Source organism: Agromyces marinus, from assembly GCF_021442325.1.
In the GTDB taxonomy this organism is placed as follows: Bacteria; Actinomycetota; Actinomycetes; order Actinomycetales; family Microbacteriaceae; genus Agromyces; species Agromyces marinus.
On sequence record NZ_CP087879.1, the window covers coordinates 2,267,454 to 2,291,824 of the forward strand.

Here is a 24,371-nt window from a genome sequence, read left to right on the forward strand (position 1 = left end):
CTCACTCCCGGTCGGCCGGCATGGCCGACAGCGTCGCCTCGGCGAGCACGTGGCCGTCGATGAGCTCGAGCAGGTCGCCGTACGTGGTCGAGGCATCGCCCTCGATCGGTTCGTCGAGCGCGTAGAGGGTGTAGAGGTACGGGTTGTCGTCGACGCAGACCCCCGCGTACCGGCCCGGGCCCTGCCAGTTGCTCCCGGTGATGCCGACTCCGATTGCGCCGTCCTCGGCCGACGCGAGGCCCGTCGCGTCGGCCGGGATGGCGGTGACGATCCAGTGGCGGTAGGCGGAGTTCGCCGGATCGGTCATGGCGAGCGCGAAGGACTCGGTCCCTTCCGGGGCTCCGGTCCAGGCCAGGTCGGGCGAGCGGTTCTCGCCGGTGCAGTAGCCCGCGACGGAGTTCGTCGCCCAGTCGGGCAGGCGCCCGTCGGCGTCGAGGTCGGGGCTGGTCAACGCGAGGTCCTCGGCGGGCTCCGGCGACGCGGTTGCGGCGCAGCCGGTGAGGGTGGCGAGCGACGCGGCCGACGCGAGGACGACGGCCGTTCGGAGCGCGGACGAGAGCTTCATGGAGCACCTTTCGATAACAGCGTTATGCTGGCATAACATTGATATGTGCGCACCGATCTGTCAAGCGGGACCCGCGACCGGATCCTGCAGGCCGCGATCCGACTCGTGCGCGACGGCCGCGCACACGAACTGACGGTGCGCAGGGTCGCCGCCGACGCCCAGTGCTCGACGATCGGCGTCTACACCCACTTCGGCGACAAGGCCGGCCTGCTCGAAGCCGTGATCGTCGACGCCTTCGACGACTTCGCCACCGCGCTCGCCGCAACCGACGACCTCGGCGATCCCGGCACGCGACTGCGCGAGAGCGCCGGCGCGTACCGGGCCTGGGCGCTCGCCCACCCGCGCCGGTACCTCTTCATGTTCACGCCCTCGAGCGAGGACTTCGCCGTCTCGCCATCCGTCGCCGAGCGCACCCACCGCGTCTTCCTCGCCCACCGGCGCCGCGTCGCCGACGCCATGGCCTCGCGCGCGATCGCACCCGGCGACGCCGACGAGATCGCCCATTACCTCTGGGCCGTCGTCCACGGCCACGTCATGCTCGAGATCCTCGGGGCCGCGTCGGCCGCGCGCACCCACCCCGACCAGACGTTCGGACGCGCCGTCGACCGAGCGCTCGGGTACCCGGGCTGACCCGGGCCGCGTCATCAGGGCGTCGCCGGTCGCCGCTAGGATCGATCCACCGTGGCCGGCTACTCAGATCTCCTCCGAACCAAGGGCGTCGCGCGCATCATCGCCGCCCAGCTGACCGCACGGTTCCCCTCGGGCATGCTCTCGCTCGCGTTCCTGCTGCACGTCGAGCAGCAGACGGGCTCGTACGGCGCCGCCGGCCTCGTGCTCGCCGCGACCTCCATCGGGCAGGCCGTCGCCGGACCGATGACCAGCCGGCTCATGGGCCGGCTCGGCATGCGACCCGTGCTCATCGTGACCCTCATCGTGTGCGTGGCATCCGTCATCGCCATCGGCGTGCTCACGCTGACCGTGCCCATGTACATGGCCATAGGCCTCGTCTGCGGACTGTCGACCCCGCCAGTGCAGCCCGCGGTGCGCACGATCTACCCGAAGATGGTCAACTCCCGGCAGTTGACGCCGCTGTTCTCGCTCGACGCATCGGCGCAGGAGATCATCTGGGTGCTCGGCCCGGTCGTCACCACGTTCGTGTCGACGCAGATCGGAACCGCCTGGGGCATCCTCGTCGCCGCCGCGATCCTCGTCGTCGGCGGCATCTGGTTCATCTCCTCGCCCGAACTCGGCCGCGTACGCATCCCCCGGTCCAAGCGCGCGTTCGGCCGAGTGCTCATGCGCCCGCCCGTCATGCTCGCGACGATCGTCGGGTTCCTGCTCATCGGCGCGTGCGCGGCGATCGAGGCCGGCGTGGTCGCGGCGTTCGGCCACGACGGCGCCGAGGCCGGCATCGTGCTCGCGATCTTCTCGATCGGCAGCCTCGCCGGCGGGCTCGGCTTCGGGCACGCACCCATCGGCCCGTGGTCGACCGCACGGCGCATGTTCATCGTCTTCGCGGGCACCGCACTCGCGGCGTTCTCGATGGACTTCTGGTGGCTCGCGGTCACGCTCTTCATCGCCGGCATCGGCATCGCCCCGGCCCTCGCGGTGCTGTTCGCGATGGTCTCGTCGAGCGTGAAGTTCTCCGACACCGCCGAGGCGTACGGGTGGGTCGGCACGGGCCAGCTCATCGGCGCCGCGCTGGGCTCCGCGCTCGCGGGCTTCCTCATCGACGGCTTCGACGCGGTCGGCGCGTTCTGGGCCGCGACCGTGCTCGCGTTCCTCGGGTTCGTCGTGCCGGCGCTCGCCCGACGCTGGCATCCCGACCTCCGAGGTCGCGACGCGAGCCCCATCCCCGACACCGAGCCGGTCACGATCACCCCGAGCTGACGCCGGGCGACGAGAGGAGAGACGGATGCCGCATCCGCTCCACGCACTCCTGATCGCGCTCCACGACGGCCGCGGCATCCCGCAGGTCGGCTACGGCATGTACAAGGTGCCGGCAGCGGATGCCGCTCGGCTCGCGCGCACCGCGATCGACCTCGGCTACCGGCACCTGGACACCGCCGCGCTCTACGGCAACGAGGCCGAGGCCGGACTGGCCGTGCGCGAATCCGGGCTCCCTCGCGAGGAGCTCTTCGTCACGAGCAAGCTGTGGAACGACGACCACGGCTACGACGAGGCGCTGCGCGCGTTCGACGCGTCGATGGCGCGGTTCGGGCTCGACCGGCTCGACCTGTTCCTCATCCACTGGCCGGTGCCGTCGCAGGATCGCTACGTCGACACGTGGCGAGCGCTCGTGCGGCTCCGCGACGAGGGCCGGGTGGCTTCGATCGGGGTGTCGAACTTCCACGCGCACCACCTGCGACGCATCATCGACGCGACCGGCGTCGCGCCCGTGGTCAACCAGGTCGAACTGCACCCGTGGCTGCCGCAGCGCGAGCTCCGCGTGTTCCATAAGGCCGCAGGCATCCGCACCGAGGCCTGGTCGCCGCTCGCGCGGGGGCGCCTGCTCGACGACCCGGTGCTCGAGCCGATCGCGGCGAAGCACGGCCGGTCGGTCGCGCAGGTCGTGCTCGCCTGGCACGTCGCGCAGGGCACGATCGTGATCCCGAAGGCCTCGAGCGCGGAGCGGATCGCGCAGAACCTCGACGTGTTCTCGTTCGAGCTCGACGAAGCGGATGTCGCGGCGATCGCGTCGCTCGAAACCGGCGAGCGCACGGGCCGCGACCCGGACGGCGACTGACCGGCGCGCGGGCGCTCGCCCGTTCACGTCCGCGCGCACCGGTCTCCTGCTCGCGCTCCGCGCGCACCGGTCCTCTGCTCGCGTTCCGCGAGCACCCGCGCGCAGCTCGCGCTCCGCGAGTGTGTGCCAAGTGCACCGCTCGGGCCACGCAGCGGTGCACATGGCATACGCTCGCCGCACGAACGCGCCCGGCGCATGGAGGGCACGGGGCACCGCGACCGCGAGAAGGTGCGATCTGCACCGCCCGGGGCCCCGAGCGGTGCACTTGGCACACACTCGCGCAGGATGTGGGGCGCGGCGGGGCGGGGGCGGGGCGCAGAGCGCGCGACCGCGCGGGCACCGCGACCGGATCGTGACCCGACTCGCAGCGTGCGCCCAGACATCGAACGCGCTCGCGCCGGTACGGTGACCGCATGATCAGCCGACGCGTCACGTTCGCGGCCGTCGCCGCGCTGGCCGCACTGCTCCTCGCGGGGTGCAGCATGGGGTCGCAGTCCGCATCCGACTCCGGCGGCGACCCGGCCCGCCAGCCCGAGATCGGCGTCCCGGTCGCTCCCGGAGCCCCCGGCCTCGAGGAGGTCGAGGGCGCCGACGGCGGGGCGGTCGCGCCGCGCGACCAGCAGCCGTTCACCGAGGGCGAGGAACTCGTCCGGCCCGACCAGGACCGCAGCGTCATCACGACCGGGTGGGTCTCGATCACGGTCGACGACCCCATCGCGAGCGCGGCCGAGGTCTCCGCCATCGTCGAGCGCGCCGGCGGGCGCATCGACAGCCGCAGCGAGGTTCCGGGCACGCCGAGCCAGCAGGCGCAGGCCACCCTCGTCGTGCGCGTGCCGTCCGGTGAGGTCGACGCCGTGATCGACGGACTCCGCAAGCTCGGCGACGTCGATTCCATCGAGCTCGACGCGACCGATGTCACCCAGCAGCGGCAGGACCTCGACGCGCGAATCGAGTCCCTCCAGACCTCGGTCGATCGGCTCCGCACCCTGCTCGCGCAGGCCGACGACGTGAGCGACCTCATCGCCATCGAGTCCGAGCTGACCACCAGGCAGTCCGAACTCGATTCGCTGACCACCTGGCGCGATTCCCTGGTCGACCAGGTCGACTACTCCACGATCACCGTCGGGCTGCTCTCCGAGGGCATCGTGGCCGAGCCGCGCCCGGACGACTTCTGGGGCGGCATCGCCGTGGGATGGACGGCCCTCGTCGGGTTCGTCCAGGGCCTGCTCGTCGCGATCGGCGTGCTGCTGCCGTGGATCGGCCTGCTGCTGGTCCTCGGCGCGATCGTGGTCGGCATCGTCGTGCTGGCGACGCGCGGGCGACGGAGAGCGGATGCCGCGGCACAGCCGGCCCGCGGCGACGCGCCGCCGACCCCGGGCGAGGACCCGCAACGCCGGCCCCCGGCGTAGGCTGACGCCGTGCCGACCGAGACGACGCCGCCGACCGCCCCGACACCGGAAGCCCTGCTCGACGACGACCTGCTCGCGCGCATCCGCGAGCGCGCCGACCGCTACGACCGCGAGAACGCCTTCTTCACCGAGGACCTCGCCGAACTCGCGGATCGCGGGTACCTGCGTGCACTCGTGCCGACGGCGATGGGCGGTCTCGGCTGGAGCCATGCCGACGTGATCCGTGCACAGTCGCGGCTCGCGACCGCCGCGCCGGCGACGGCACTCGGCGTCAACATGCACCTCGTCTGGACGGGCGTCGCACGCCACCTGCACGACCGGGGCGACGACACCCTCGATTTCGTCCTCGCCGAGGCCGCGGCCGGCGAGGTGTTCGCGTTCGGCATCAGCGAGGCCGGCAACGACCTCATGCTGTTCGGCTCGGGGACGGTCGCCGACCCCCAGCCCGACGGCGGCATCCGCTACACCGGCCGGAAGATCTTCACCTCGCTCTCCCCCGCGTGGACGCGCCTGGGCGTTCATGGGCTGGATTCCGCATCGGAGGACGCGCCGAAGCTCGTCTACGGGTTCATCGACCGCGAGGATCCCGACGTGCACACCCTCGCCGACTGGGACACGCTCGGCATGCGCGCGACGCAGAGCTGCACGACCGTGCTCGACGGCGCGGTCGCCGCGCCCGACCGGGTCGTCCGGCGGCTCGACCCGGGCCCGAACGCCGACCCGTTCGTGTCCGCGATCTTCGCGTGCTTCGAGCTCTTCCTGAGCGCGGTGTACGCGGGGATCGCGGAGCGCGCGCTCGAGGTCGCGATCGACGCGGCGACGGCGCGGACGTCGGCCCGCACCGGTCGGCCGCGCTCGGAGGATCCGGGCGTGCGCCGCCGGATCGCCGAGGCAGCGCTCGCACTCGACGGCGTCGCCCCGCAGCTGGTCGGCCTCGCACGCGACCTGGCGGACGGCACCGACCACGGCGAGTACTGGTTCGCACTGCTCTCGGGCGCGAAGGTCCGCACCGTGCAGACCGCGCGGGAGGTCGTCGACGCGGCCGTCCGCGTCGTGGGCGGCGCGACGTACTTCGCCGGGAACGAACTCGGCCGGCTCCAGCGCGACGTGCTCGCCGGCGTGTTCCACCCGTCGAGCGACGACGGCGCGCTCGCGACGATCGCGAACGCTCGCCTGGGTCCCCTACCGGACTGAACCCGGCCCGGCCGATCGGTAGACTGGCGCCGCGGCGGATCGCCGCGCTCGAAGGAGGTCTCCCCCGTGAACGTGTTCCCGTTCCTCATCGCCATGGCGCTGTTCGTGCTCGGGCTGTGGCTGTTCGGCATCGCCGACGCCGTCGCCGGGTTCGAAGCCGCGGTCTTCTTCGGCGGCATCGTCTCGGTGTCGCTCGCCCTCGCGATCCCGATGAACGTGATCGGGCGCCGCGAATCCGGCAACTGATGACGCTGCCGGGGCGCGACACGATCGTCACCTACCCCGCGGGCGAGCTGACGACCTCCGCACGCGTGGTCGCGGTCGCCCCGCACGACGGCGGCCTCGCGGTGGTCGCCGATCGCACGAGCATCCACCCGGTCGCGGCCGCCTGGCCCGACCAGCCCGCCGATGCCGGCGTGCTCCGCACGGGCGACGGCGAGTATGCGATCCGCGATGCCGTCGTCGCCGCGACCGACGGCGAGACGCTGCACATCGGCACCCTGCCCGTGCGGCCGGGCACCGACGGGTGGGCGTTCGTCGTCGCGCACCTCGTCGATGCCGACGCCGCCGTCGGCGAGGGCGACGAGGTCGAGTTCGAAGCGGATGCCGCGACCAGGCGGGCACTCTCGATCGGTCACACGGCCTGCCATGCGGCCTCGCTCGCGCTCAACCGTGCGCTCGCCGGCCGCTGGTCGAAGTCCGCCCGCCAGGACGCGCTCGGGGCGCCCGACTTCGACGGGATCGCGATCGCGACCTCCCGGATCGAGCCGATGGGCTCGGTCGACCGCTACCGGCTCAACAAGTCGCTGCGCAGGGCCGGGTTCGATGCGAGCGGGCTGGCCGACAGCCTCGGCGAGCTCGCGGCATCCGTCGACGCAACGCTCGAGGGCTGGGTCGCAGCGGATGCCGCGGTGCGCATCGAGCGCGACGGCGACGGTCTGGGCGACCGGCGAACGTGGGTGTGCGACCTGCCGGACGCCCCGGCGCGAATCCCCTGCGGGGGAACGCACGCGGCGTCGCTCGGCGAGCTCGGCCGGGTCCGCGTCTCGTTCGAGATGGAGGACGACGCCGGCACGCCGGTCCTGCGGATGACGACGCGGGCGAACCCGCCGTCGTGACCGCGCGTCCCGACGCTCCCGAACGCCGCACTCGCCCGGGCGCGCCCGACGGGTCTAGCATGACGGCGTGGGCATTCGCATCGAGAAGGTCGACCTGCCGGGTATCGGCTTCCGTCATGATCTCGTCACCGAGGGCGGGAGACGCGTCAGCGTGGTCTCGTACCGGGACGGCGAGCGCGACCTCGGCATCTTCGACGAGGACGATCCCGACCAGTGCCGCGACACCATTCCGCTGAGCGAGGACGAGGCCGCGGCGCTCGCGGACGTCCTGGGCGCCTCGGTCATGGTGTCCCGGCTGACGAGCCTGTCCGACGACACGACGGGCCTGTTCACCGAGCAGATCGCGCTGCCGACGGATTCGCCCTACCTGAACCACCCGCTCGGCGACACGAAGGCGCGCACGCGCACGCACTCATCCGTCGTCGCGATCATGCGGGACGGGCAGATCATCCCGTCGCCGACGCCGTCCGACGTGCTCCGGGCCGGTGACGTGATCATCGCGGTCGGCACGCGGGCCGGCCTCGACGCGGTGGCCCGCCTGCTCGCCAACGGTCCCGACTGACCCTGGGGGCCGGATGCACGAGACCACGCTGCTCCTCATCGAAGTCGGCGCGCTGCTCCTCGGCATGAGCATCCTCGGGCGCCTCGCCATCCGCATCGGCCTCTCGCCCATCCCCTTCTACCTGCTGCTCGGGCTCGCGTTCGGCAACGGCGGGCTCCTCCCGCTCGCGGCCAGCGAGGAGTTCTTCGCGACGGGCGCCGAGATCGGCGTCATCCTCCTGCTGGCGCTGCTCGGGCTCGAGTACACCGCGGAGGAACTGCTGATCGGCCTGAAGTCGTCGCGGCGCGCGGCGCTGCTCGACGGGCTCATGAACGCGCTGCCCGGCGCGGCGTTCGCGCTGCTGCTCGGCTGGGGGCCGATCGCCGCGGTCGCGCTCGCGGGGGTGACGTGGATCTCGTCTTCGGGCGTCGTCGCCAAGCTCCTGCGCGACCTCGGCCGGCTCGCGAACCGCGAGACGCCCTCGGTGCTGTCGATCCTCGTGGTCGAGGACCTGGCGATGGCGTTCTACCTGCCGGTGCTCTCCGCCCTCGTCGTGGGCATGAGCATCTGGCAGGGGGCGATCGGCGTCGCGGTCGCGGTGACGGTCGTCGTCGTGATCCTGCTCATCGCGCTCAAGGCCGGTCACGTGATCTCACGGTTCTTCTCGGCCGACCACGCCGAACCGCTGCTGCTCGGCGTGCTCGGGCTCGTGATGCTCGTCGCCGGCCTCGCTGCCGAAGTGAGCGTCTCGGCGGCCGTCGGCGCGTTCCTCGTCGGCATCGCGCTCTCCGGCCGCGTCGCCGAGAACGCCAGCGCCGTGCTCACACCACTGCGCGACCTGTTCGCCGCGATCTTCTTCGTCTTCTTCGGCCTCTCCACCGATTCGACCCAGATCGTGGGGATGCTGCTGCCCGCGACGGCGCTCGCGTTCCTGACGATCCTCACGAAGGCCGTGTCCGGCGCCTACGCCGCCCGCCGGGCGGGCGTCGGAACGCTCGGCCAGTGGCGCGCCGGGCTCGTGCTCGCCCCCCGCGGCGAGTTCTCGATCGTCATCGCGGGGCTCGCGGTCGCGTCGGGCCTGGAACCCGCGATCGCGCCGTTCGCGACCGGATACGTACTCGTGACGATCCTCGCCGGAACGTTCCTCGCCCGATTGCCCGACACGGAGTGGTTCCGCGCGGCCGTGCGTCGCCGAGCGGCACGGGCAAAGCGGGTGTCACCCGCGAAACCGTGACGCGACGGCGGCGGCCCCCGCATCGCCCCGGCGCGCGCCCATCACGATCGGCTCGGCTCGACTCGAAGCTCGACCGGCACCGTCACCGAGGCACGCGAAGCGATCCTCAGCGTTTCCCCGCGCCCGGGCCCCGACGTCGTGGTGCTCGCCGGTTCGATCGCCATCATGCGGGCCCGGCCGAACCACGGGAAGTGCTCGGTTCCGTTGAGCTCCTGCCACCACCATGCCTGCGGGAGGATCGAGGCATCCCATTCGAGCCTTACACCGAGCCGTCGGTCGTGATTGGTGATCGAGTACCACCCCGCTTCGAAGTCGGAGAGCCATCCGAACAGCGCCCTGCGCTGATCGGGCTCAGGAAGGGCGCGCAGGTCCAGCCGCGCACCGTCGGCATCGACGTGCGGCCAGGCCGAGGTGACCACCCGGCCTCCACTCGACTCGGGATCGACGGTGAAGGTGCGCGCCCCCGTTTCGATGGTGCAGGACCCGTCGAGGAACGCCCCGCCGAACGCAGGATGGCTCGAGTAGTCCAGCTCGAGCGGCAGATCGCTGAGGTTCGTCAACGTGTCGTCCTGCCGCAACGACGTGCCGTCGAGGGTCAGCGTGCGCTCGATGACGACCGGCACCGAGAACATCTCGAGCCTCAGCGTCATGGACGTCGCCGAGTGATCCGTGACGTCCCACGCGGCCACCGAAGCTTCACCGTGGAATCCGACGCTGGCACCTCCGACGAGCCGCGGCGGGCCGGCGTTCGGGCACAGCGTCTGCCAACCGCCTCGGTACTGCTCCATCCATCGGCCGACCGGGTCGATGGCGCTCGGCCGCATCGCCCCCGACCTGATCCGGTCCGCACGCCCACGCCACGGCGACGACGCCAGCAGGCCCACCGCCGTGCGCACGTCGGTCACCTGCAAGATGTCCGCGCCCCGTCCCGGATCCACCGCGACTCTGAGAGCCCGGTTCTCCAGGATCATCACCGCGGCTCCTCGCGCTCCCCCACGGCGCGTGCGGGTCGCAGCCGAACGGTCGCCAGCTCGAACGGGCGCAGGTGCAGCGTCCACGGATCGTCGGGCTGCTGTTCCAGATCACGTTCGAGCAGGTCCGTCCGTGTCGGCGACTGACACGGAACGCTGCAACTCAGCGATGCGGTCGCGCGAGCACCCTGCGATTCGTACATCCGCACGACGAGGTCCCCCGAGCCGTCTTCGGCGAGTTTCACCGCTTCCACCAGAACACCGGGGCTATCGACGGCCACGATGGGTCGGACCGCCGCCGTCGCTCCACGCAGAGGGAGGTTCAACCGGTACCCCTCGGCGATCCCGCGTTGGAGGTCGCCGGCGACGACCGAGTGACGGAAGACATGCTCGCCCTGGTCTGCATCGGGGTCCGGGAACCGCGGGGCGCGCAGGAGCGATTCGCGCACGAGCGAGTACGTACCACCGCCGAGACGGGGGTGGCGCGTGATGTCACGCCCGTACGTTCGGTCGTTGGCGATGGTCACGCCGAAGTCTCGCTCCTCGAGCCGCACCCACCGGTGCGCGAACGTCTCGAAGCGAGCGTCGTCCCAGGAGGTGTTCGTGTGCGTCGGACGGTGCACGTGCCCGAACTGCACTTCGGAGGCCGCGTGGTCGGTGTGGACATCGATCGGGAACCCGAGCTTGAGGAGCCGCTGCGATTCGCGCCACTGCACCGTCGTCTCGATCTCGAGCGCGTGCTCGACGAGCGCGATGCGTTGGGAGACGTGAGAGCGACCGACCTCGCGCTCGACGACGACGCCACCTCCCTCGACCCGGACGGAACGCGGTCCGCCGAGCTCGACGGGGGTGTTGCGGTAGGACTTGTCGATATCCCACGCGTCCCACTGGTTGGGCGTGTCGCGGAAGAGCTCGAAGACGTTCCCGGATGTCCCTGGCGGAATGATCTCGCGCCCCGACTCGCGGTCGACGAGTGAGCTCAGCGTGCCGTCGGCACTGATCCGAGCAGACAGATGGGAGTTCGCGAGATCGACTGAGCCGTCCTCCCGAGTGGTCGCCTGCACGGGCGCGGGCGCGACCGGGGTCCCCACCGACATCGGCGGAATGCCGGCCAGGCTGACCGGCGCAGCGTTCGCCAGCACGGATTCCGAGTGGCCGGTGGTCGCGCCGAGCGCGTTCAGCGCATCAGTGACGACGCTCTCGAGCTGCGCCTGCACGAGCGCATAGTTGCGCTCGGCTTCCTCATGGACCCAGGCGATCGAACTGCCGGGCAGGATGTCGTGGAACTGCTGGAGCAGCACGGTCTCCCACGCCCGGCGCAGCGCGTCCGCCGGGTACTCGTAGCCCTTTCGAAGGGCCGCCGTCGTCGCCCAGAGCTCGGCCTCGCGGAGCAGGTGCTCGCAGCGCCGATTCCCGAGCTTCGTGCGGGCCTGCGACGTGTAGGTGCCGCGATGGAACTCGAGGTACATCTCGCCCCGCCAGACCGGGGGATCGACGAGCGTGTGCTCCACCTCGTCGTAGAACTCCTCCGGATGCCCCATCCGCACCCGGGCTGACCCGTCGAGGTCACGCTTCCGTCGGGCGGTGGCGAGCATCTCCCGAGTCGGTCCGCCTCCCCCGTTGCCGTAGCCGAACGGCACGAGCGACTGGTCCGAGATCCCCTTCTCCGCATGCTGCCTGGCCGCGCGATCGAGTTCGGCCGCGGACAGGTCCGAGTTGTAGGTGTCCACCGGGGGGAAGTGCGTCAGCACCCGCGATCCGTCGAGGCCCTCCCAGAGGAAGGTGTGGTGCGGCATCCGGTTGACTTCGTTCCAGGACGGCTTCTGGGTGAGGAACCGATCGCACCCTGCCGCCATGACGATCTGCGGCAACGCCGGAGAGTACCCGAATGAGTCCGGCAGCCAGGCGATGCGCGACTCGTAGCCGAACTGCTCCATGAAGAATCGCTTCCCGAGCAGGAACTGCCGGACGAGGGCTTCGCCGCCCGGGAGGTTCACGTCCGACTCGACCCACATCCCGCCCACGGGCACGAAGCGGCCCTCCGCGACCCGCGACCTCACGCGATCGAACAGCGCCGGCTGCGTCTCGCGCAGCCAGTCGTACTGCTGGGCTGACGACGCGGCGAAGACGAAGTCCGGGTCTTCCTCCATGAGGGCCAGGACGTTGGAGAACGTCCGAGCGACCTTCCTTTTCGTCTCTCGAACCGGCCACAACCAGGCCGAGTCGATGTGAGCGTGCCCCACGGCGACCACCTCGTGGTTCGCCCGGGCCCCCGTCGCGGAGAGCACGGCTTCGAGTTCACCGCGCGCCTCCGTCGCGGAACCGGAGATGTCGTCGAAGTCGAGCATGTCCAGGAATCGGTCGAGTGCGCGGAGGATGCCTGCGCGCCGTGCCGACGAGCGATCGAGTGCCAGTGCGGTGTCGAGCAGCACGTCGACATCCCGTTCGAGGGCGAAGACCGTTTCGTCGCGCTCGCAGATTCGAACTGCTCCGAGGCGGTAGAGGGGCTCCTCTCCTGCCGTCCGCAGGCTGCCCAACGCGGTCGGCGCGAACGACCATCCGGCTCCGATGTCCGGATTCGACGCCGCTTCGACGTAGATCCGCTCCGGTCCACCGGCGCCGGCCCGGAGCGGGACGTACATGTTCCGCGACTCGAGGGCCTTCACGACGTTCCCGGCCTCGTCGTACGCGAGCCCTTCGCATTGGAATCCCGGCTGGGTCGGAATGAAACCCAGGTCGACGACCAACTCGGGCGCCCCACTCCACCCCTCGGGCACGGCCGCATCGATCGCGAACCAGGTCGTCCCCCACGGCCGGCCCCATGCAGTGCCCTCGGTGATCGGCACGAACTCATTCGCAACCGCGGCAGGGAAGCTCACGGGCTCGCCTGGCGCATCCCAGGCTGCCACGGTGGCCGGAACAGACCTACGGTAGATCGCCGGACGGAGGCGATCACGCAGGGCGCGAGCGACCCGCGCCTCGATCCGTGCAGAGTTGTCGTGCATATCTCCTTCTCCGAGCGTTCATCGTGGTCCGGCCGCGGCAGTCGCCGGGGGGTGCCTGCATGCTCACACGCCATCCTCGAAACACCGAATGCGGCACCGCACGTTCAGCGCGGTGCCGCACCCGGCATTCGTTCTCAGAGCGCGATCAGCCCTCGTAGTCTTCGAGCGGATCCCACTTCGGGAACACGAGGTCGCTCCGCTCGACGTCGAGTCCGTCGGCCTGCAGCTTGGTGACGGTCTGGTCGATCACGGCGTTGAACTTCTCATCGAAGGCCGCCGCCGGCCCGGCGTAGTCGCCACCCTCGGTGATCACCTTGGTGTAGAGCTCCATGACGTTCGGAGAGGGCGCCGATGCGGTCGCCGCCGACAGGAGCTGGTCGGCATCCGGGCCGTTCATGATCACCTGCGGCGAGACCCGCTGGGTCTCCTCCATGATCTCCAGGATCCGTGCGGTGTCCTCGGTCACGTTGTCCTCGTACGCGGCATCGAGGACGGGGATCAGCCCGAGGGCCTCGTAGGCCGCCGACTGGAACTGCACGGTGCTCATGTAGTCGAGCAGCGCCCACGCCGCTTCGGGCGACTCGGCGGTCTTGCTCATGCCCCAGTACGGCTGGTTGAGCCCGCCGACGGGGCTGTAGCCTCCCCTGCCCGAGTCGGGCACCGGGATCGCCGCCATCTCGAAGTTCAGTCCGGGGTTCAGTTCGCGGATCTGCTTCGCGTGGAAGTTCGCCCCGACGTACATGCCGAGCGTTCCGAGCGCGAACTCCTGGATCGGTCGGCGTGCGTCCCACGACTCCCAGCCGGGGGTGAACACTCCGTCGGCGTTCGCGTCACGCAGCATCTCGACCGTCTGCACGTAGCTCTCGTTTCCGGCCCCGGAGGTGCCGTCCGTGAGGTTGATCGGCGCGCCACCGCTCATCGGCGGCCCGTAGGTGGCGGCGAGAGCGTCGACCGTGACGACGGCGTTCTGCCCCGGCATCGCGAACCCGTACGCTCCGTCGCCCTGCTCGGAGATCTTGGTCGCGACGTCGATCATGTCGTCCCAGGTCTCGGGCGGTTCGCTCACGCCGACGCTCTCGAGGAGGTCCATGTTCGTGTACAGGATGCGAACCTGCGTGTAGGGCAGACTCTCGAGCGGAAGACCGTAGATGTCGTCGCCGACGTAGAGCCCGCTCAGCTCCTTGTTGTCGAATGTGCCCTCCGGGAATCCCCGGTCCTCGAACTCGTCCGTGATGAACGGCGTGAGCGGCTGCAGCCAATCGTTCCGGAACGAGTTGATCATGTTCGTCGCCGGGCTCGGGCCGGTCAGCCGGTAGACGTCGGGCGCGTCGCCGGAGGTGAACGAGAGGTTGATCGCGTTCGCGTACTGCGCCGGCGGGAAGATCTGCAGCTCGACATCGACGTTCGGGTAGAGCTCGTTGAACGCTTGGATCTGGCTCTCCATGAACGGTTCGTACTCGGGCGTGGCGGACACCATGGCGATGCTCACGCTCCCCTCGAGATCCGACGCCTCGACGTCAGCCGCCGGCGCCGGTTCGGGATCGCTCGCGCAACCGGCGAGCAGCACTGCCGCGGCGGCGAAGCCGAGCACCCCGAGGGTGCCGCGGCGAGGTGGTGATCCAATCTTCATGGACAAGGGATTCTCCTTTGAACTGCACGGTCGGGATGGACTCGTTGTGCCCTCGAATCGAGGCTAACACGAGTGAGATAACGTTGTCTAGCTCGGCGCCGCATTTTCTGGATCGCACTCTCGGTGCATCTATCCTGCGGCGCGAACCGCGAGCGTCTTCACTTCGAACGCGCGGAACGGCAGCCGGATCCGCCCGCTCTCGTCGGCGATGTACGAAGCCACCTCAGCGCCCGAGAGCGTGACCTCCCGCACCGCCTCGCGAGGCGTGAATCCGCCGAGCAGCGCTTCATGCGCCCTCCCGACCGACTCGTAGCACCGCACCGAGAACTCCCCGTCGACGCGCCCGAGTCCGCTGATGACGATCGAGCCGGTCGCGAGTGGTCGCCGCGACTCAGGCACGGCTGCGGGCGCCGCGGCGCCCGTGGGCGTCGCGACGATGAGTGGTGCATTGAGCCCTCCGGCCAGCTCGACCACGGCTGCGTCTCGCCAGGAGCCCTCGTGCGGGAGCACGCGGAACCGGCTTCGGTCGACCCGCCCGGCATCGCTCACGGGGTCGGGCTCGTAGGCACTGCGCAGCAGCTGGATCCGCAGTCGAGGACCCAGGGCGTCCACGCCGTGCTTCGAGTCGTTCGCGACTGCGAGCCCACCTTCATCCGAGCCGACGTCGGCCCACCGCAGCATCGGCCCGCGGTAGCCGTCGGTCTCGCGGCGCACGGCAGCGAACGGCGTCTCGACCCAGAGGTCGGGTGCACGCAGGCGCGTGCCGAAGGTGACGGCGAGTCCCGGAACACCGACATCAGGGCTCCCCTCCGCCTTCCAGGTCACCTCGAACTCGATGTCGAAGTGCGGCGAGTGGTGGGTGAAGGTGAAGAAGACGGTTGCATCGAAGTCGTCGCGACGGTGGTCCGCGCGCACGACGGTTCGTACCGGACCGTTCTCCACGACTCGCAGTTCGGCGCCGGCCAGGATCGACTCCTCGAGCCAGGTGTAGTCCTCGACCCACGAGGTCATGGGGTGCGGCAACTCGTGTGTGCGCACCAGCACGCCGAGTCCGAGATCCGGCCGCGTCTGCCGTGCGGTCTCCGGGCTCAGGGATCCCCTGCCGACGTGCCGTGTTCCGGTACCCCGATCGACCAACGAGGTGATCGCGCCCGCGGACTCGAGGAACTCGACATCCCAGCGGTCGGTCCGCAGCCGGAGCGTGCGACTCGCATCCGGCGAGAGCCCATCGCGAACCACCACGTCGCAGGGCACCTCAGGTGGCACGGGGACGAGCGTGAACACTCGGGTCTCGTAGGCGTCGAAGCTCGCGCGGAACGCCAACTCCCCCCTCCGGGTGATCTGTGCCGGCAGCGGCGCTCCCCCGGCATCGGCCACTCCGCGATTCGTCCCGCGCAGCTCGGCCGGCACGAGCACGACCTCATCCCGTGTGTGACCGAGCGGGTTGGTCACCGAGACCGCCCCGGGCCCGAGCTCACCAGCGAGCACACGCAGGGCCGCGCCGGAGACGCGGGCTGCGACGTCGAGCGCGGCAGCGGTGTCGCGCGCCTGATCGGCGAAGGCGCCGGCCACGGCGGATCCCCCGATGATGTCGTGGAACTGGTGGTGAAGCGTCGCACGCCAACTGTCGGACAGCGATGACGACGCATCCTGTCCCGCCAGCGCCGCGAGCGTCTCCGCGACCACGAGCGCGCTCTCCGCCTCGCGATTCATCCGCTTCGAGTCGGCATGGGTCGTGTAGCACCCCTCGAAGACCCGCTCGGATTCCCCGGTGAACTCCGGGAGGGACGGCTCGGAGGCCAGGAGCGCCGACGCGTACTCGCCGAGGGTGGAGCATCCCACGGCGGGGAACCCCCACGCGGCGTCGAGCGACCGGATCGCATCCAGGTCAGCGCGTGTCGGGCCGCCGCCGTGGTCGCCGACGCCGTAGAAGTAGCAGATCTCGGAAACGCCGTTGGCCTTCCCGAGCGAGATGAGGTCACGAGCCAACCGCGATGCCGTCACCGGACCGAGGTAGACCGGCGTGCCGATCGCGAGGATGCGTGTTCCGTCCGCACCGACCCACCAGTACGCCTGCCACGGATCGCGGGAGCCCTCGCCGACGAATCCCGGATTCGCGCGGTGGTGATAGTAGACCTTGGCGCCGGCCTGCACCGCGAGCTGGGGGATGTTGCCCGCGTGTCCGAACGTGTCCGGGGCGAGGAGCACGTCGGGTCGGATTCCCAGCGAATCGCGCGAGTAGTTCAGCCCCTCGATGAGCTGACGTGCCTGCGACTCGCCGCTCGGGATGTTGGAATCGGCCTCGACCCACTGCACGGTCGCCGGTTCGAGCCGACCCTCATCGATGCGTTCGCGAAGTCGAGCGAAGAGGTCCGGACGTGACGCTTCGACTTCGGCGTACCCCCTGGCCTGGGAGTGCGTGAACCGGAACTCCGGGTACTCGTCGAACAGGCCGAGCACGCTCTCCATGTCCCTGAAGATGACTTCACGGGTGTCCTCGTACGTCCACAGCCACGCGAGGTCGATGTGCGAATGCCCGATGCAGTGGATGCGGTAGTCCTCGAGCCTGGATGTCAGCCAATCGAGCTCGGCGATCGCCTCCCGAAGTTCCACCTCAAGGTCCGGACCTCGGCTGAGGTCGAGGCACTCGACGATTCGACCTGCCACCGCCGCAATCCGTGCCCGCTCCTCGTCCGAAGACGCGAATTCCCGCGCGAGGAGCAGGCGCGCGTGGGCGAGATCGAGTTCCCGCCATCGTGTTCGCAGTCGTGGCGTCGTGAACTGCACGGTCAGTCCGGTGCGGCCCCACTCGCCCCCCAACGGAACCGGGGTCTCGAGGACCTTCAGGGTCAGCGTTCCGTTGGCGCCGACCTCGATGGCGTCGAGCACGGTGATCAGCGCCGGGCCGGAGGCGACCGTGGGGAGTTCATCGAGGAAGACGCGCTCACCGTCCCTCGAGATGTCGATGGGGCGGAACGAGTTGATGGTGAGCTCGAGCACGTCTCCCTCGACGTCGACGCCGTGGATGACGGCCGGAAGGTCGAGGGCGACGCGGAGTTCCATCCCGGTGTCGGCCTCCACTGCGAACTCCGAGAACACTCCGACCTGACGGAAGTGGACGTTCTCCGCGTCCATCCGCATGGGGATGTCGCCGCTCGGGTCGGTGCGCACCCAATCGCGCGGAACCCAGCCGGCCTCGACCTCGCTCGCAGCCGTGGCGAGGAGGTCCAGCGCCCCATCGACCGCATCGGGCATGGACTTCTTCATCTCCGAACCGTTTCCATTCCTTCGTACTCGACAGCCTCGTACCCGCACACCCCCATGGCCGAGCCGGTCCGCGTCACCAGTTGGTCAGCGTTCCGTCCCGGAGACGCACGACCGGAAGGTACCCGCGTCGATACTCGTAGCGTTCGGCCAGGGCCTCGTCGATGTCGACGCCGAGCCCGGGGGCCTCACCCGGGTCGAGGTACCCGTCGGAGAACGTGTACGCGTGCGGGAAGACGTCGTCTGCTTCCTCCGGATGCAACGCCCGCTCCTGGATCCCCACGTTGTGGGTCGACACCCCGAAGTGCAGCGCTGCGGCCATAGTGATCGGCGACATGTCCGCCGCGCCATGGCAGCCCGTCTTGACCTGGTAGGGCTCGGCGAAGGCAGCGATCTTGCGCAATCCCGTGAGCCCCCCGGCATGGACGGCCGACGCTCGGACGTAGTCGATCAGCTGTTCGCGAATGAGCTGCTCGCAATCGACCAGGCTCGTGAACACCTCGCCGACCGCGAGCGGCGTCGTGGTGTGCTGGCGAACGAGCCGGTACGCGGACTGGTAGTCCGAGGCGAGCGCGTCCTCCAGCCAGAAGAGTCGATGATCCTCGAGTCGCTTCCCGAGCCATCCGGCCTCCGAAGGCGTGAGTCGATGATGCACGTCGTGCAGCAGGTGGGTGCCGAACCCGACAGCCTCGCGTGCCGCCTCGAAGAGCTTCGGAACGACGCCCAGGTAGGCCGAGGTGTCCCACCCCTCGACGTACGGGCGCTCGGTGCCTGCTCCGGGTTGCGTGCTCGTGTCCCGATCCACTCCGTAGACGTCCGGGACGCCGGGCACACCGCACTGGAGTCGGACGGCGTGATAGCCCTGTTCGATGAACATCTGGAGGTCGTCGATGGTCTCGGAGATCTCCGCAGCGCCGGCGTGGGTGTAGGCCATCACACCCGTACGACAACGGCCGCCGAGGAGTTGGTAGACGGGGACCCCGAGCGCCTTGCCCTTGATGTCCCACAACGCCATGTCGATGGCGGATTGGGCAGCGGTCTGAACGGGGCCGCGCCGCCAGTACGAAGCACGCGACATCAACTGCCATGTGTCCTCGATCGCGAAGGCGTCGCGCCCGATCAACATCGGCGCCACGTGCTCGGAGAGGTAGGTGGCGACCGCGAGTTCGCGTCCGTTCAGGGTTGCATCGCCGACGCCGGAGATCCCCTCGCTGGTCTCGATCTTCGCGGTGACGAAGTTGCGCCCGGGGTTGGTGACGATGACCTTCACCTGCGTGATGTTCATGCCGATGCACCTTCGTAGGCCTCATCGCCGAGCTCCTGCATCAGGCGCACGAGTTCGCGATGCATGTCTTCCTGAATCACGCGATACTCGGGATCGTCGTAGCGGTTGAGCAGTTCATCGGGGTCGGTCTCCAGATCGAAGAGCTCCCACTCGGGAGCATGGGTGAGCGGGGACGTGCCATCGAGGCCGAGCCCATCAGCGTAGTAGTAGATCAGCTTGTACCGTTCGGTGCGAACGCCGTAGTGGGCCCAGACTCCATGGGCGGGATCGCCGTGCTCCCAGTATCGGTAGTACAGGGACTTCCGCCACTCCTGCGGGGAGTCGCCTGCGAGAAGCGGCACGAGGCTGGCGCCCTGCATCCGCTCGGGGATCGGCAGCCCGGCGAGCTCGAGCAGCGTCGGCGCGAAGTCCACGTTGGAGACCATCTCCGGCCGACTCGACCCGGGCGCGACCCGCTGCGGGTAGCGCACGAGCAGCGGCATCCGCAGCGACTGCTCGTACATGAACCGCTTGTCGTACCATCCGTGGTCTCCGAGGAAGAAGCCCTGATCCGAGGTGTAGACCACGATCGTGTTCTCCGTCAGGCCGTGCTCATCGAGATAGTCGAGGACGCGTCCGACGTTGTCGTCGATCGAGGCCACGCACCGGAGGTAGTCCTTGATGTATCTCTGGTACTTCCAGGACCGGACCTCGTCGTCATCGAGACCCTCGGGCACGTCGGCCTTCAGGTCTCTGGGGCGGAGGTCGCGATCGACCCGCATCCGGGCAGCCCGCGCGGCATCCGCGCGCGTTGCGTAGTCGTCCCGGAACGTGGACGGCTCCGGGATGTCCTCGTCCTCGAACAGGTGCATGTGCGCTTCATCCGGTTCGAAGTGACGGTGCGGCGCCTTGTGGTGCAACAGCAGGCAGAACGGCCGATCGGGGTCCCTGGCTTCGAGCCACTCGATGCCGAGGTCCGTGATGACATCCGTCACATATCCGGGGATCTTCTCCGCTCCGGCCGGACCGAAGAAGTCGGGATCGAAGTACAGCCCCTGCCCATCGAGCACCTTCCAATCGTCGAACCCGTGGGGGTCGTGGGCCGGACCATGGCCGAGGTGCCACTTGCCGTAGATCGCGGTCTGGTACCCCGCGGCCTGGAGCAGCGGCGGGAACGACACCTGCGCCGCATCGAGATTCTCGCTCAGCGTCCGCACGCCGTTGACGTGGTTGTAGGTCCCGGTGAGGATCGCCGCGCGGCTCGGCGCGCAGAGCGCATTGGTGCAGAAGCAGTTCTCGAACCTCATGCCCTCGTCGGCCAACCGATCGATGAAGTCGGTCGTGTTGATCCTGCTGCCGTACGCGCCGATGGCGTGCGAGGCATGGTCGTCGGCCATGATGTACAGCACGTTCGGGCGGGGGTCCGGGGACGCGTCGCTCATGTGTCCTGCTCCTGATCTCTCGTCGATTCGGCATCGCCACGTGGTCGAGCCAGATGGTCCATCATCCGCTCGGCGATCTGTCGGTATCCGCGGCCGTTCGGATGGACGTTGTCTGCGAGCAGGTCCGTGTCGTCCGCCCCGAGCAGGCTGACGCCGTGCACGAGGTGCAGGCCCCGGTCACCCCGGTCTCGGAGGATCTGCACCGCCTGCGCGATCGCGTGCCGGATGAACTCCAGCGTCAGCCCGTGCGAGTTCGGCTCGTCAGCCGGGAACGCGGTCGAAATCGGGGTGATCACGTGGATCGGCACGCCCGGATGGCCGTCGCGAACGGTCGAGATGAACCCGAGGATCGCGGGAAGGAGGCTCCGCTCATTGTGCGTGGCCTGCCCATGGACGTTGATCCCGAGGCAGAGCGTCACGAGGTCGGCGCGCTCATCACGGATCAGTCGGGCGATCGACGGGTCCAGGAGACACTGCCCTCCGAAGCCGAGGTTCAGGTGGTCGAAGCCCAGGCGGGTTGCGCAGATCGCAGACCAGGTCTCCGTCGGCCCCGGCGCCGAACGGCACTGCGTGATCGAACTCCCGTGCACGATCCACCGCGGGCGCGACTCCTCGACCGGTTCGCACCGGGCGCCCTCCTCGACCAGCAGCCGGTTGACGAGCACGCGACCGTACTGGGGGAGCCACACCTCCACGAGCCCCGGTGGAACCGCGAACTCGACCGGCGACCGGCCGATCTCGGCTCGGAGGACACCGTCACCCGTGACGACATCGACGGGCGAGCAGTCGGCGTCGGACCGGAGGTCGAGCACGAGACGACGCGAGTCGGTGCGGAAGCGCAGGCGCACCCCCGCGGGCATCGCCGCTCGTTCGATGAGATCCCCGCCCGGGTACAACGCGTGGTCTTGATGGGGAAGGCGCCATGGTTGCACGCCGTGGCCCGTATCCTCGAGCGACGCCACTCCGTGCCAGGACACGTCCGTGTGCAGATCCGCTGTTCGCATCCGCTCCTCCTGTTCGGAGCCGGCGGTGGACACGATTGAACGTTTCATCATGTCCACCGCCGGCTCGGGTCACTCGACTGCGCTGGTCGTCGAGAGCCAGCCGTTGAGGCTCGACCCGACACGCACCTCGACGAGGACCGTGCGCGAGCGTTCCTCAGGTTGTCCGGCGAACGGCGTGGTGACGATCCCGTCCCCCGCGTCGACGGTCGTCGTGGCAGTACGTTCCTGACGCGGCGGAGCGACCACCTGAAGCGAGTTCCGCTCGACCTCCGCGAAGGCGGGAACCGCTCGACTCAGGTCGCTTGCGTCAACCGACACCGCAACCTCGAAGACGCCTCCAGCCGGCACCGACTCCGGGGCCGTCGCCGAGAGGAAGGATCCGCTCCGGATCGACTCGACCTCTCCCTCGACGTACACCGGAGAGCCGTCGAGCGTCACCGCGACACCGCCGGCGAAGGGAGTGAGGGTGCGACTCGCACCGTCCATGCGTGTCACCTCGACGTCGCTTCCGGACATCAGGGTCACGTCTCGGGGGCCGTCGGTGGACCACATGACCTTGGCGGGCGTGCCATCGGCGCGGCGGAACTCATAGCTCCGAATCTCCGGGTCCGTCTCATCGCGGTGATCGAACTCCGCGCCGGAGAGCACTCGCGTCAGCGTCGCGTAGGCGTTGAACGCCATCTTCGGCGTGTACGCACCCGCAGGATCAGCAGCGCTGCGGACCATGCCCCAGTTCTGGCCCGGAGCGGCGCGGTTGACGCCGGTGTTCTCGAGCGAGTACCAGTACACGCGCTCGACGCCGGACGCGAGCGCGATGACCTGCGATCGGACCGTGTAGTCGGCCTGCGTCGCCTCGCTGACGCCCCGAGCGCTGATGTTGGACTGCCAGCCGACCTCGGTGAACCAGATCGGCTTGGCCTCGCCGTCGTTGTACTCCCGGATCAGCTCGTCGAGCTGCTGGATGCGCGCCTCCAGGCCCACGCCCGGAAGGCTCGGCGCGGTGTAGCCGGCCTCCGGCGACTGCGGGAATCCGTAGGGATGGACCGTGACGGCGTCCAGGTACTCCAGCGCGCCGTGGGAGAAGAGCTCCTCGAGCCACGCGTACGGCAGCGTCACGGCGGCGGGTCCGACGATCTTCGCGTCGGGGTGCGCTTCATGCACGACCTCGGCGGTCACCTTGAGCATCTCGTAGTAGCACTTCGGATCCGCCTTGCACGGCCCGCGGTTCCACGGAGCCTCCGCGCCGTTGTACTCGTTCCAGACCTCGACGGTGTCCACGACACCCTCGTGCCGGTCGAGGACCGCCCGGGCGTACTCGGCGTACGCCTGGATGCCGCGTTCCGTGAAGGGCGCAGCGCCGAAGCCCTCGTCGTCCTGGTCGTACAGCTTGTTCCCGTAGGAGAGGATCACGAGCGGCTCGGCACCCAGCTCCGACGCCGTGTTGATGTAGTCGTCGTAGAACGCGGGACCGCCGGCGTACAGCCCCTCCTCCGGCTCGAACTGCCCCCAACCGAGCGTGTCGCGGATTCCCGCCACACCGGTCTGCGCGAGGATCGGCGCGATGTCGAGGCTCTGCGACCCGGTTCCGCCGACGTACGTCTTCGTGTCGGGGTCCCACATCGGTGCGCCGCCCCTGGCGGGAAGCCCGAACTTGGTGTTGATCGCGAACCGCTCGTCGCGTTCCCCCGACCACGGTGCGATCAGGGCGAACGTCGTCGTGAACGGCGTCTCCCCCTCGACGGTCAGTGTGTAGTGGCCGGGCTCGTCGATGTCTGGTGCGATCGTCGAGCTGTCGTGTCCGATCTCACCGGTGAGCACCGTCCGGCCCTGATCGTCGACGATCGTCCAACCGGCCCCCGGGGCCTGGACCGCGAACTCGATGTCATCCGCGTTCGTGAAGATGTTCCCGAGCGAGTCGGACTCGATCGTCGTGTTCTCGTTCGATTGCGCCGGCGCTGCGAGCAGCAACGTCGCTGCAAGCGCAGCGGCCGTTGCGACGGCAGCCTTTCTCACTACTGTCACGGGCGTTCCTTTCCTGTCTTCTGTGCGTCGAAACTTCGTCGGTTCGTGCTCCCGTTCGCCCTACATGCCCATCGCCTCCTCGTGCCCGGTTCGCCAGGTCCTCGCCGGGCGTGCACCCAGGAGACGCTCGAGACGACCGAGGTCGAGCGGGACCTCGTGCCCCACGAACGTTCGTCCTCTCGCGACCTCGGGGAGGAATCGGCCGATCAGATCCGCGGTCGGGACCTCGCTGAGGGTGTCCGGCGCCGCGATGTTCACGATCTGGAATCCCTGCAGATCTGCGTCGGCGAGCCGAACCAGGTACTCGGCCGCGTCCTCGGTGTGCAGATACGACCACACCTCCGCGCGCAGCGACTCCGGCGCGCTTCGCGCCTCGCTCAACCGCTTCGCCAGCCGCTCTCCCGCGGCGACGAACGGGAAGCGCACGGCGCAGACCGCGGTCCCCCAGCGACGGTGCATCGACTCGGCCACGGTCTCGGTGACCGCTTTCGAGAGCCCGTAGGAGTCGGCCACGAGCGTCGGGTGATCCTCATCGATCGGGAGGTAGTGCGGCCTGAGTTCAGGTGGACCGAACGCGAGCCCGACCGCCGCCATGCTCGAAGCCACGACCGCACGGTCCACCCCGAGTTCCCCGGCCGCGTCGAGGATGTTGAAGGCGGCAGCGGTGTTGTTCGCGAACCCACGTACCGGAGGGTTCGTCGGGTGCGGGATCGCAGCCAGGTGGATGATGGCGGTGGGCCGCCCGTCGGCGCGCGCGACCAGGGCCTCGACCGCACGACGTGCCGTTCCCGGCTCCAGGAGGTCACCGCGCACGACGTGCCCCCGGCCGGGATCGGCATCCTCGGACCCGATCAACGCGACGACGTCTCGGTCGATCGACTCGAGCGATGCGATCACCCGACGACCGATGGTTCCGGCAGCGCCCGTCACGAGGATCGCGGCGCCGGCCCCCGGATCCATCG

General features: G+C 69.6%; 19 protein-coding genes. 9 read left to right on the forward strand and 10 right to left on the reverse strand.

What is annotated here, in order from left to right; translation table 11 throughout:
- Position 1: 1 nt before the first annotated feature.
- Positions 2-565, reverse strand: coding sequence for a YbhB/YbcL family Raf kinase inhibitor-like protein (locus DSM26151_RS10565; RefSeq protein WP_234659510.1), 564 nt, complete (start codon positions 563-565; stop codon positions 2-4).
- Between the two features lie 45 nt (positions 566-610).
- Between DSM26151_RS10565 and DSM26151_RS10570 the strand changes: the two genes are divergently transcribed.
- The 9 genes from DSM26151_RS10570 (at position 611) to DSM26151_RS10610 (ending at position 8,807) form a co-directional block, all read left to right on the forward strand.
- Positions 611-1,195, forward strand: coding sequence for a TetR/AcrR family transcriptional regulator (locus DSM26151_RS10570; protein WP_234659511.1), 585 nt, complete (start codon positions 611-613; stop codon positions 1,193-1,195).
- 51 nt (positions 1,196-1,246) lie between these two features.
- Entirely contained in the window at positions 1,247-2,455 is a 1,209-nt protein-coding gene (locus DSM26151_RS10575) for an MFS transporter (protein WP_234659512.1), read from the forward strand.
- 25 nt (positions 2,456-2,480) lie between these two features.
- A complete protein-coding gene (locus DSM26151_RS10580) occupies positions 2,481-3,311 on the forward strand; it encodes an aldo/keto reductase (RefSeq protein ID WP_234659513.1) in 831 nt (276 codons plus the stop codon).
- 413 nt (positions 3,312-3,724) lie between these two features.
- The gene (locus DSM26151_RS10585) at positions 3,725-4,720 is read left to right on the forward strand and encodes a DUF4349 domain-containing protein (protein ID WP_234659514.1); all 996 of its coding nucleotides are present in this window, start codon (positions 3,725-3,727) and stop codon (positions 4,718-4,720) included.
- A 9-nt stretch (positions 4,721-4,729) separates the two neighbouring features.
- A complete protein-coding gene (locus tag DSM26151_RS10590) occupies positions 4,730-5,914 on the forward strand; it encodes an acyl-CoA dehydrogenase family protein (protein ID WP_234659515.1) in 1,185 nt (394 codons plus the stop codon).
- A 66-nt stretch (positions 5,915-5,980) separates the two neighbouring features.
- Positions 5,981-6,160 carry a hypothetical protein gene (locus tag DSM26151_RS10595; RefSeq protein ID WP_234659516.1) on the forward strand — a complete coding sequence of 60 codons (180 nt, stop codon included), beginning with the start codon at positions 5,981-5,983 and terminating at the stop codon, positions 6,158-6,160.
- Positions 6,160-7,032 (forward strand): alanyl-tRNA editing protein, encoded by an 873-nt coding sequence (locus DSM26151_RS10600; RefSeq protein ID WP_234659517.1) that lies wholly within the window; start codon positions 6,160-6,162, stop codon positions 7,030-7,032. Before DSM26151_RS10595 ends, DSM26151_RS10600 begins: the two co-directional genes overlap by 1 nt.
- A 67-nt stretch (positions 7,033-7,099) precedes the next feature.
- Positions 7,100-7,594: a cation:proton antiporter regulatory subunit gene (locus DSM26151_RS10605; RefSeq protein WP_234659518.1), complete on the forward strand. Its 495-nt coding sequence runs from the start codon at positions 7,100-7,102 to the stop codon at positions 7,592-7,594.
- Positions 7,595-7,607: 13 nt separating this feature from the next.
- Positions 7,608-8,807: a cation:proton antiporter gene (locus DSM26151_RS10610; protein ID WP_234659519.1), complete on the forward strand. Its 1,200-nt coding sequence runs from the start codon at positions 7,608-7,610 to the stop codon at positions 8,805-8,807.
- Positions 8,808-8,848: 41 nt separating this feature from the next.
- Here the strand turns inward: DSM26151_RS10610 and DSM26151_RS10615 are convergent, their stop codons facing one another.
- The 9 genes from DSM26151_RS10615 to DSM26151_RS10655 form a co-directional block, all read right to left on the reverse strand.
- On the reverse strand, positions 8,849-9,778 hold the full coding sequence (locus tag DSM26151_RS10615) for an aldose epimerase family protein (RefSeq protein ID WP_407650934.1): 930 nt from the start codon (positions 9,776-9,778) through the stop codon (positions 8,849-8,851).
- Complete coding sequence (locus DSM26151_RS10620) at positions 9,778-12,624, reverse strand: alpha-mannosidase (RefSeq protein ID WP_326491018.1); 2,847 nt, start codon at positions 12,622-12,624, stop codon at positions 9,778-9,780. Before DSM26151_RS10620 ends, DSM26151_RS10615 begins: the two co-directional genes overlap by 1 nt.
- A 304-nt stretch (positions 12,625-12,928) precedes the next feature.
- Complete coding sequence (locus DSM26151_RS10625; protein ID WP_234661873.1) at positions 12,929-14,413, reverse strand: ABC transporter substrate-binding protein; 1,485 nt, start codon at positions 14,411-14,413, stop codon at positions 12,929-12,931.
- A 129-nt stretch (positions 14,414-14,542) separates the two neighbouring features.
- On the reverse strand, positions 14,543-17,680 hold the full coding sequence (locus tag DSM26151_RS10630) for an alpha-mannosidase (RefSeq protein WP_234659522.1): 3,138 nt from the start codon (positions 17,678-17,680) through the stop codon (positions 14,543-14,545).
- A gap of 73 nt (positions 17,681-17,753) precedes the next feature.
- Positions 17,754-18,962: a D-mannonate dehydratase ManD gene (gene manD / locus DSM26151_RS10635; RefSeq protein WP_234659523.1), complete on the reverse strand. Its 1,209-nt coding sequence runs from the start codon at positions 18,960-18,962 to the stop codon at positions 17,754-17,756.
- On the reverse strand, positions 18,959-20,383 hold the full coding sequence (locus tag DSM26151_RS10640; RefSeq protein WP_234659524.1) for a sulfatase family protein: 1,425 nt from the start codon (positions 20,381-20,383) through the stop codon (positions 18,959-18,961). Before DSM26151_RS10640 ends, manD begins: the two co-directional genes overlap by 4 nt.
- The gene (locus DSM26151_RS10645; RefSeq protein ID WP_326491019.1) at positions 20,380-21,438 is read right to left on the reverse strand and encodes an SGNH/GDSL hydrolase family protein; all 1,059 of its coding nucleotides are present in this window, start codon (positions 21,436-21,438) and stop codon (positions 20,380-20,382) included. The genes DSM26151_RS10640 and DSM26151_RS10645 overlap by 4 nt, the downstream gene beginning before the upstream one ends.
- A gap of 18 nt (positions 21,439-21,456) precedes the next feature.
- The gene (locus tag DSM26151_RS10650; protein ID WP_234659526.1) at positions 21,457-23,409 is read right to left on the reverse strand and encodes a glycosyl hydrolase; all 1,953 of its coding nucleotides are present in this window, start codon (positions 23,407-23,409) and stop codon (positions 21,457-21,459) included.
- A 60-nt stretch (positions 23,410-23,469) separates the two neighbouring features.
- A complete protein-coding gene (locus DSM26151_RS10655) occupies positions 23,470-24,369 on the reverse strand; it encodes an NAD-dependent epimerase/dehydratase family protein (RefSeq protein ID WP_234659527.1) in 900 nt (299 codons plus the stop codon).
- Positions 24,370-24,371: the final 2 nt, after the last annotated feature.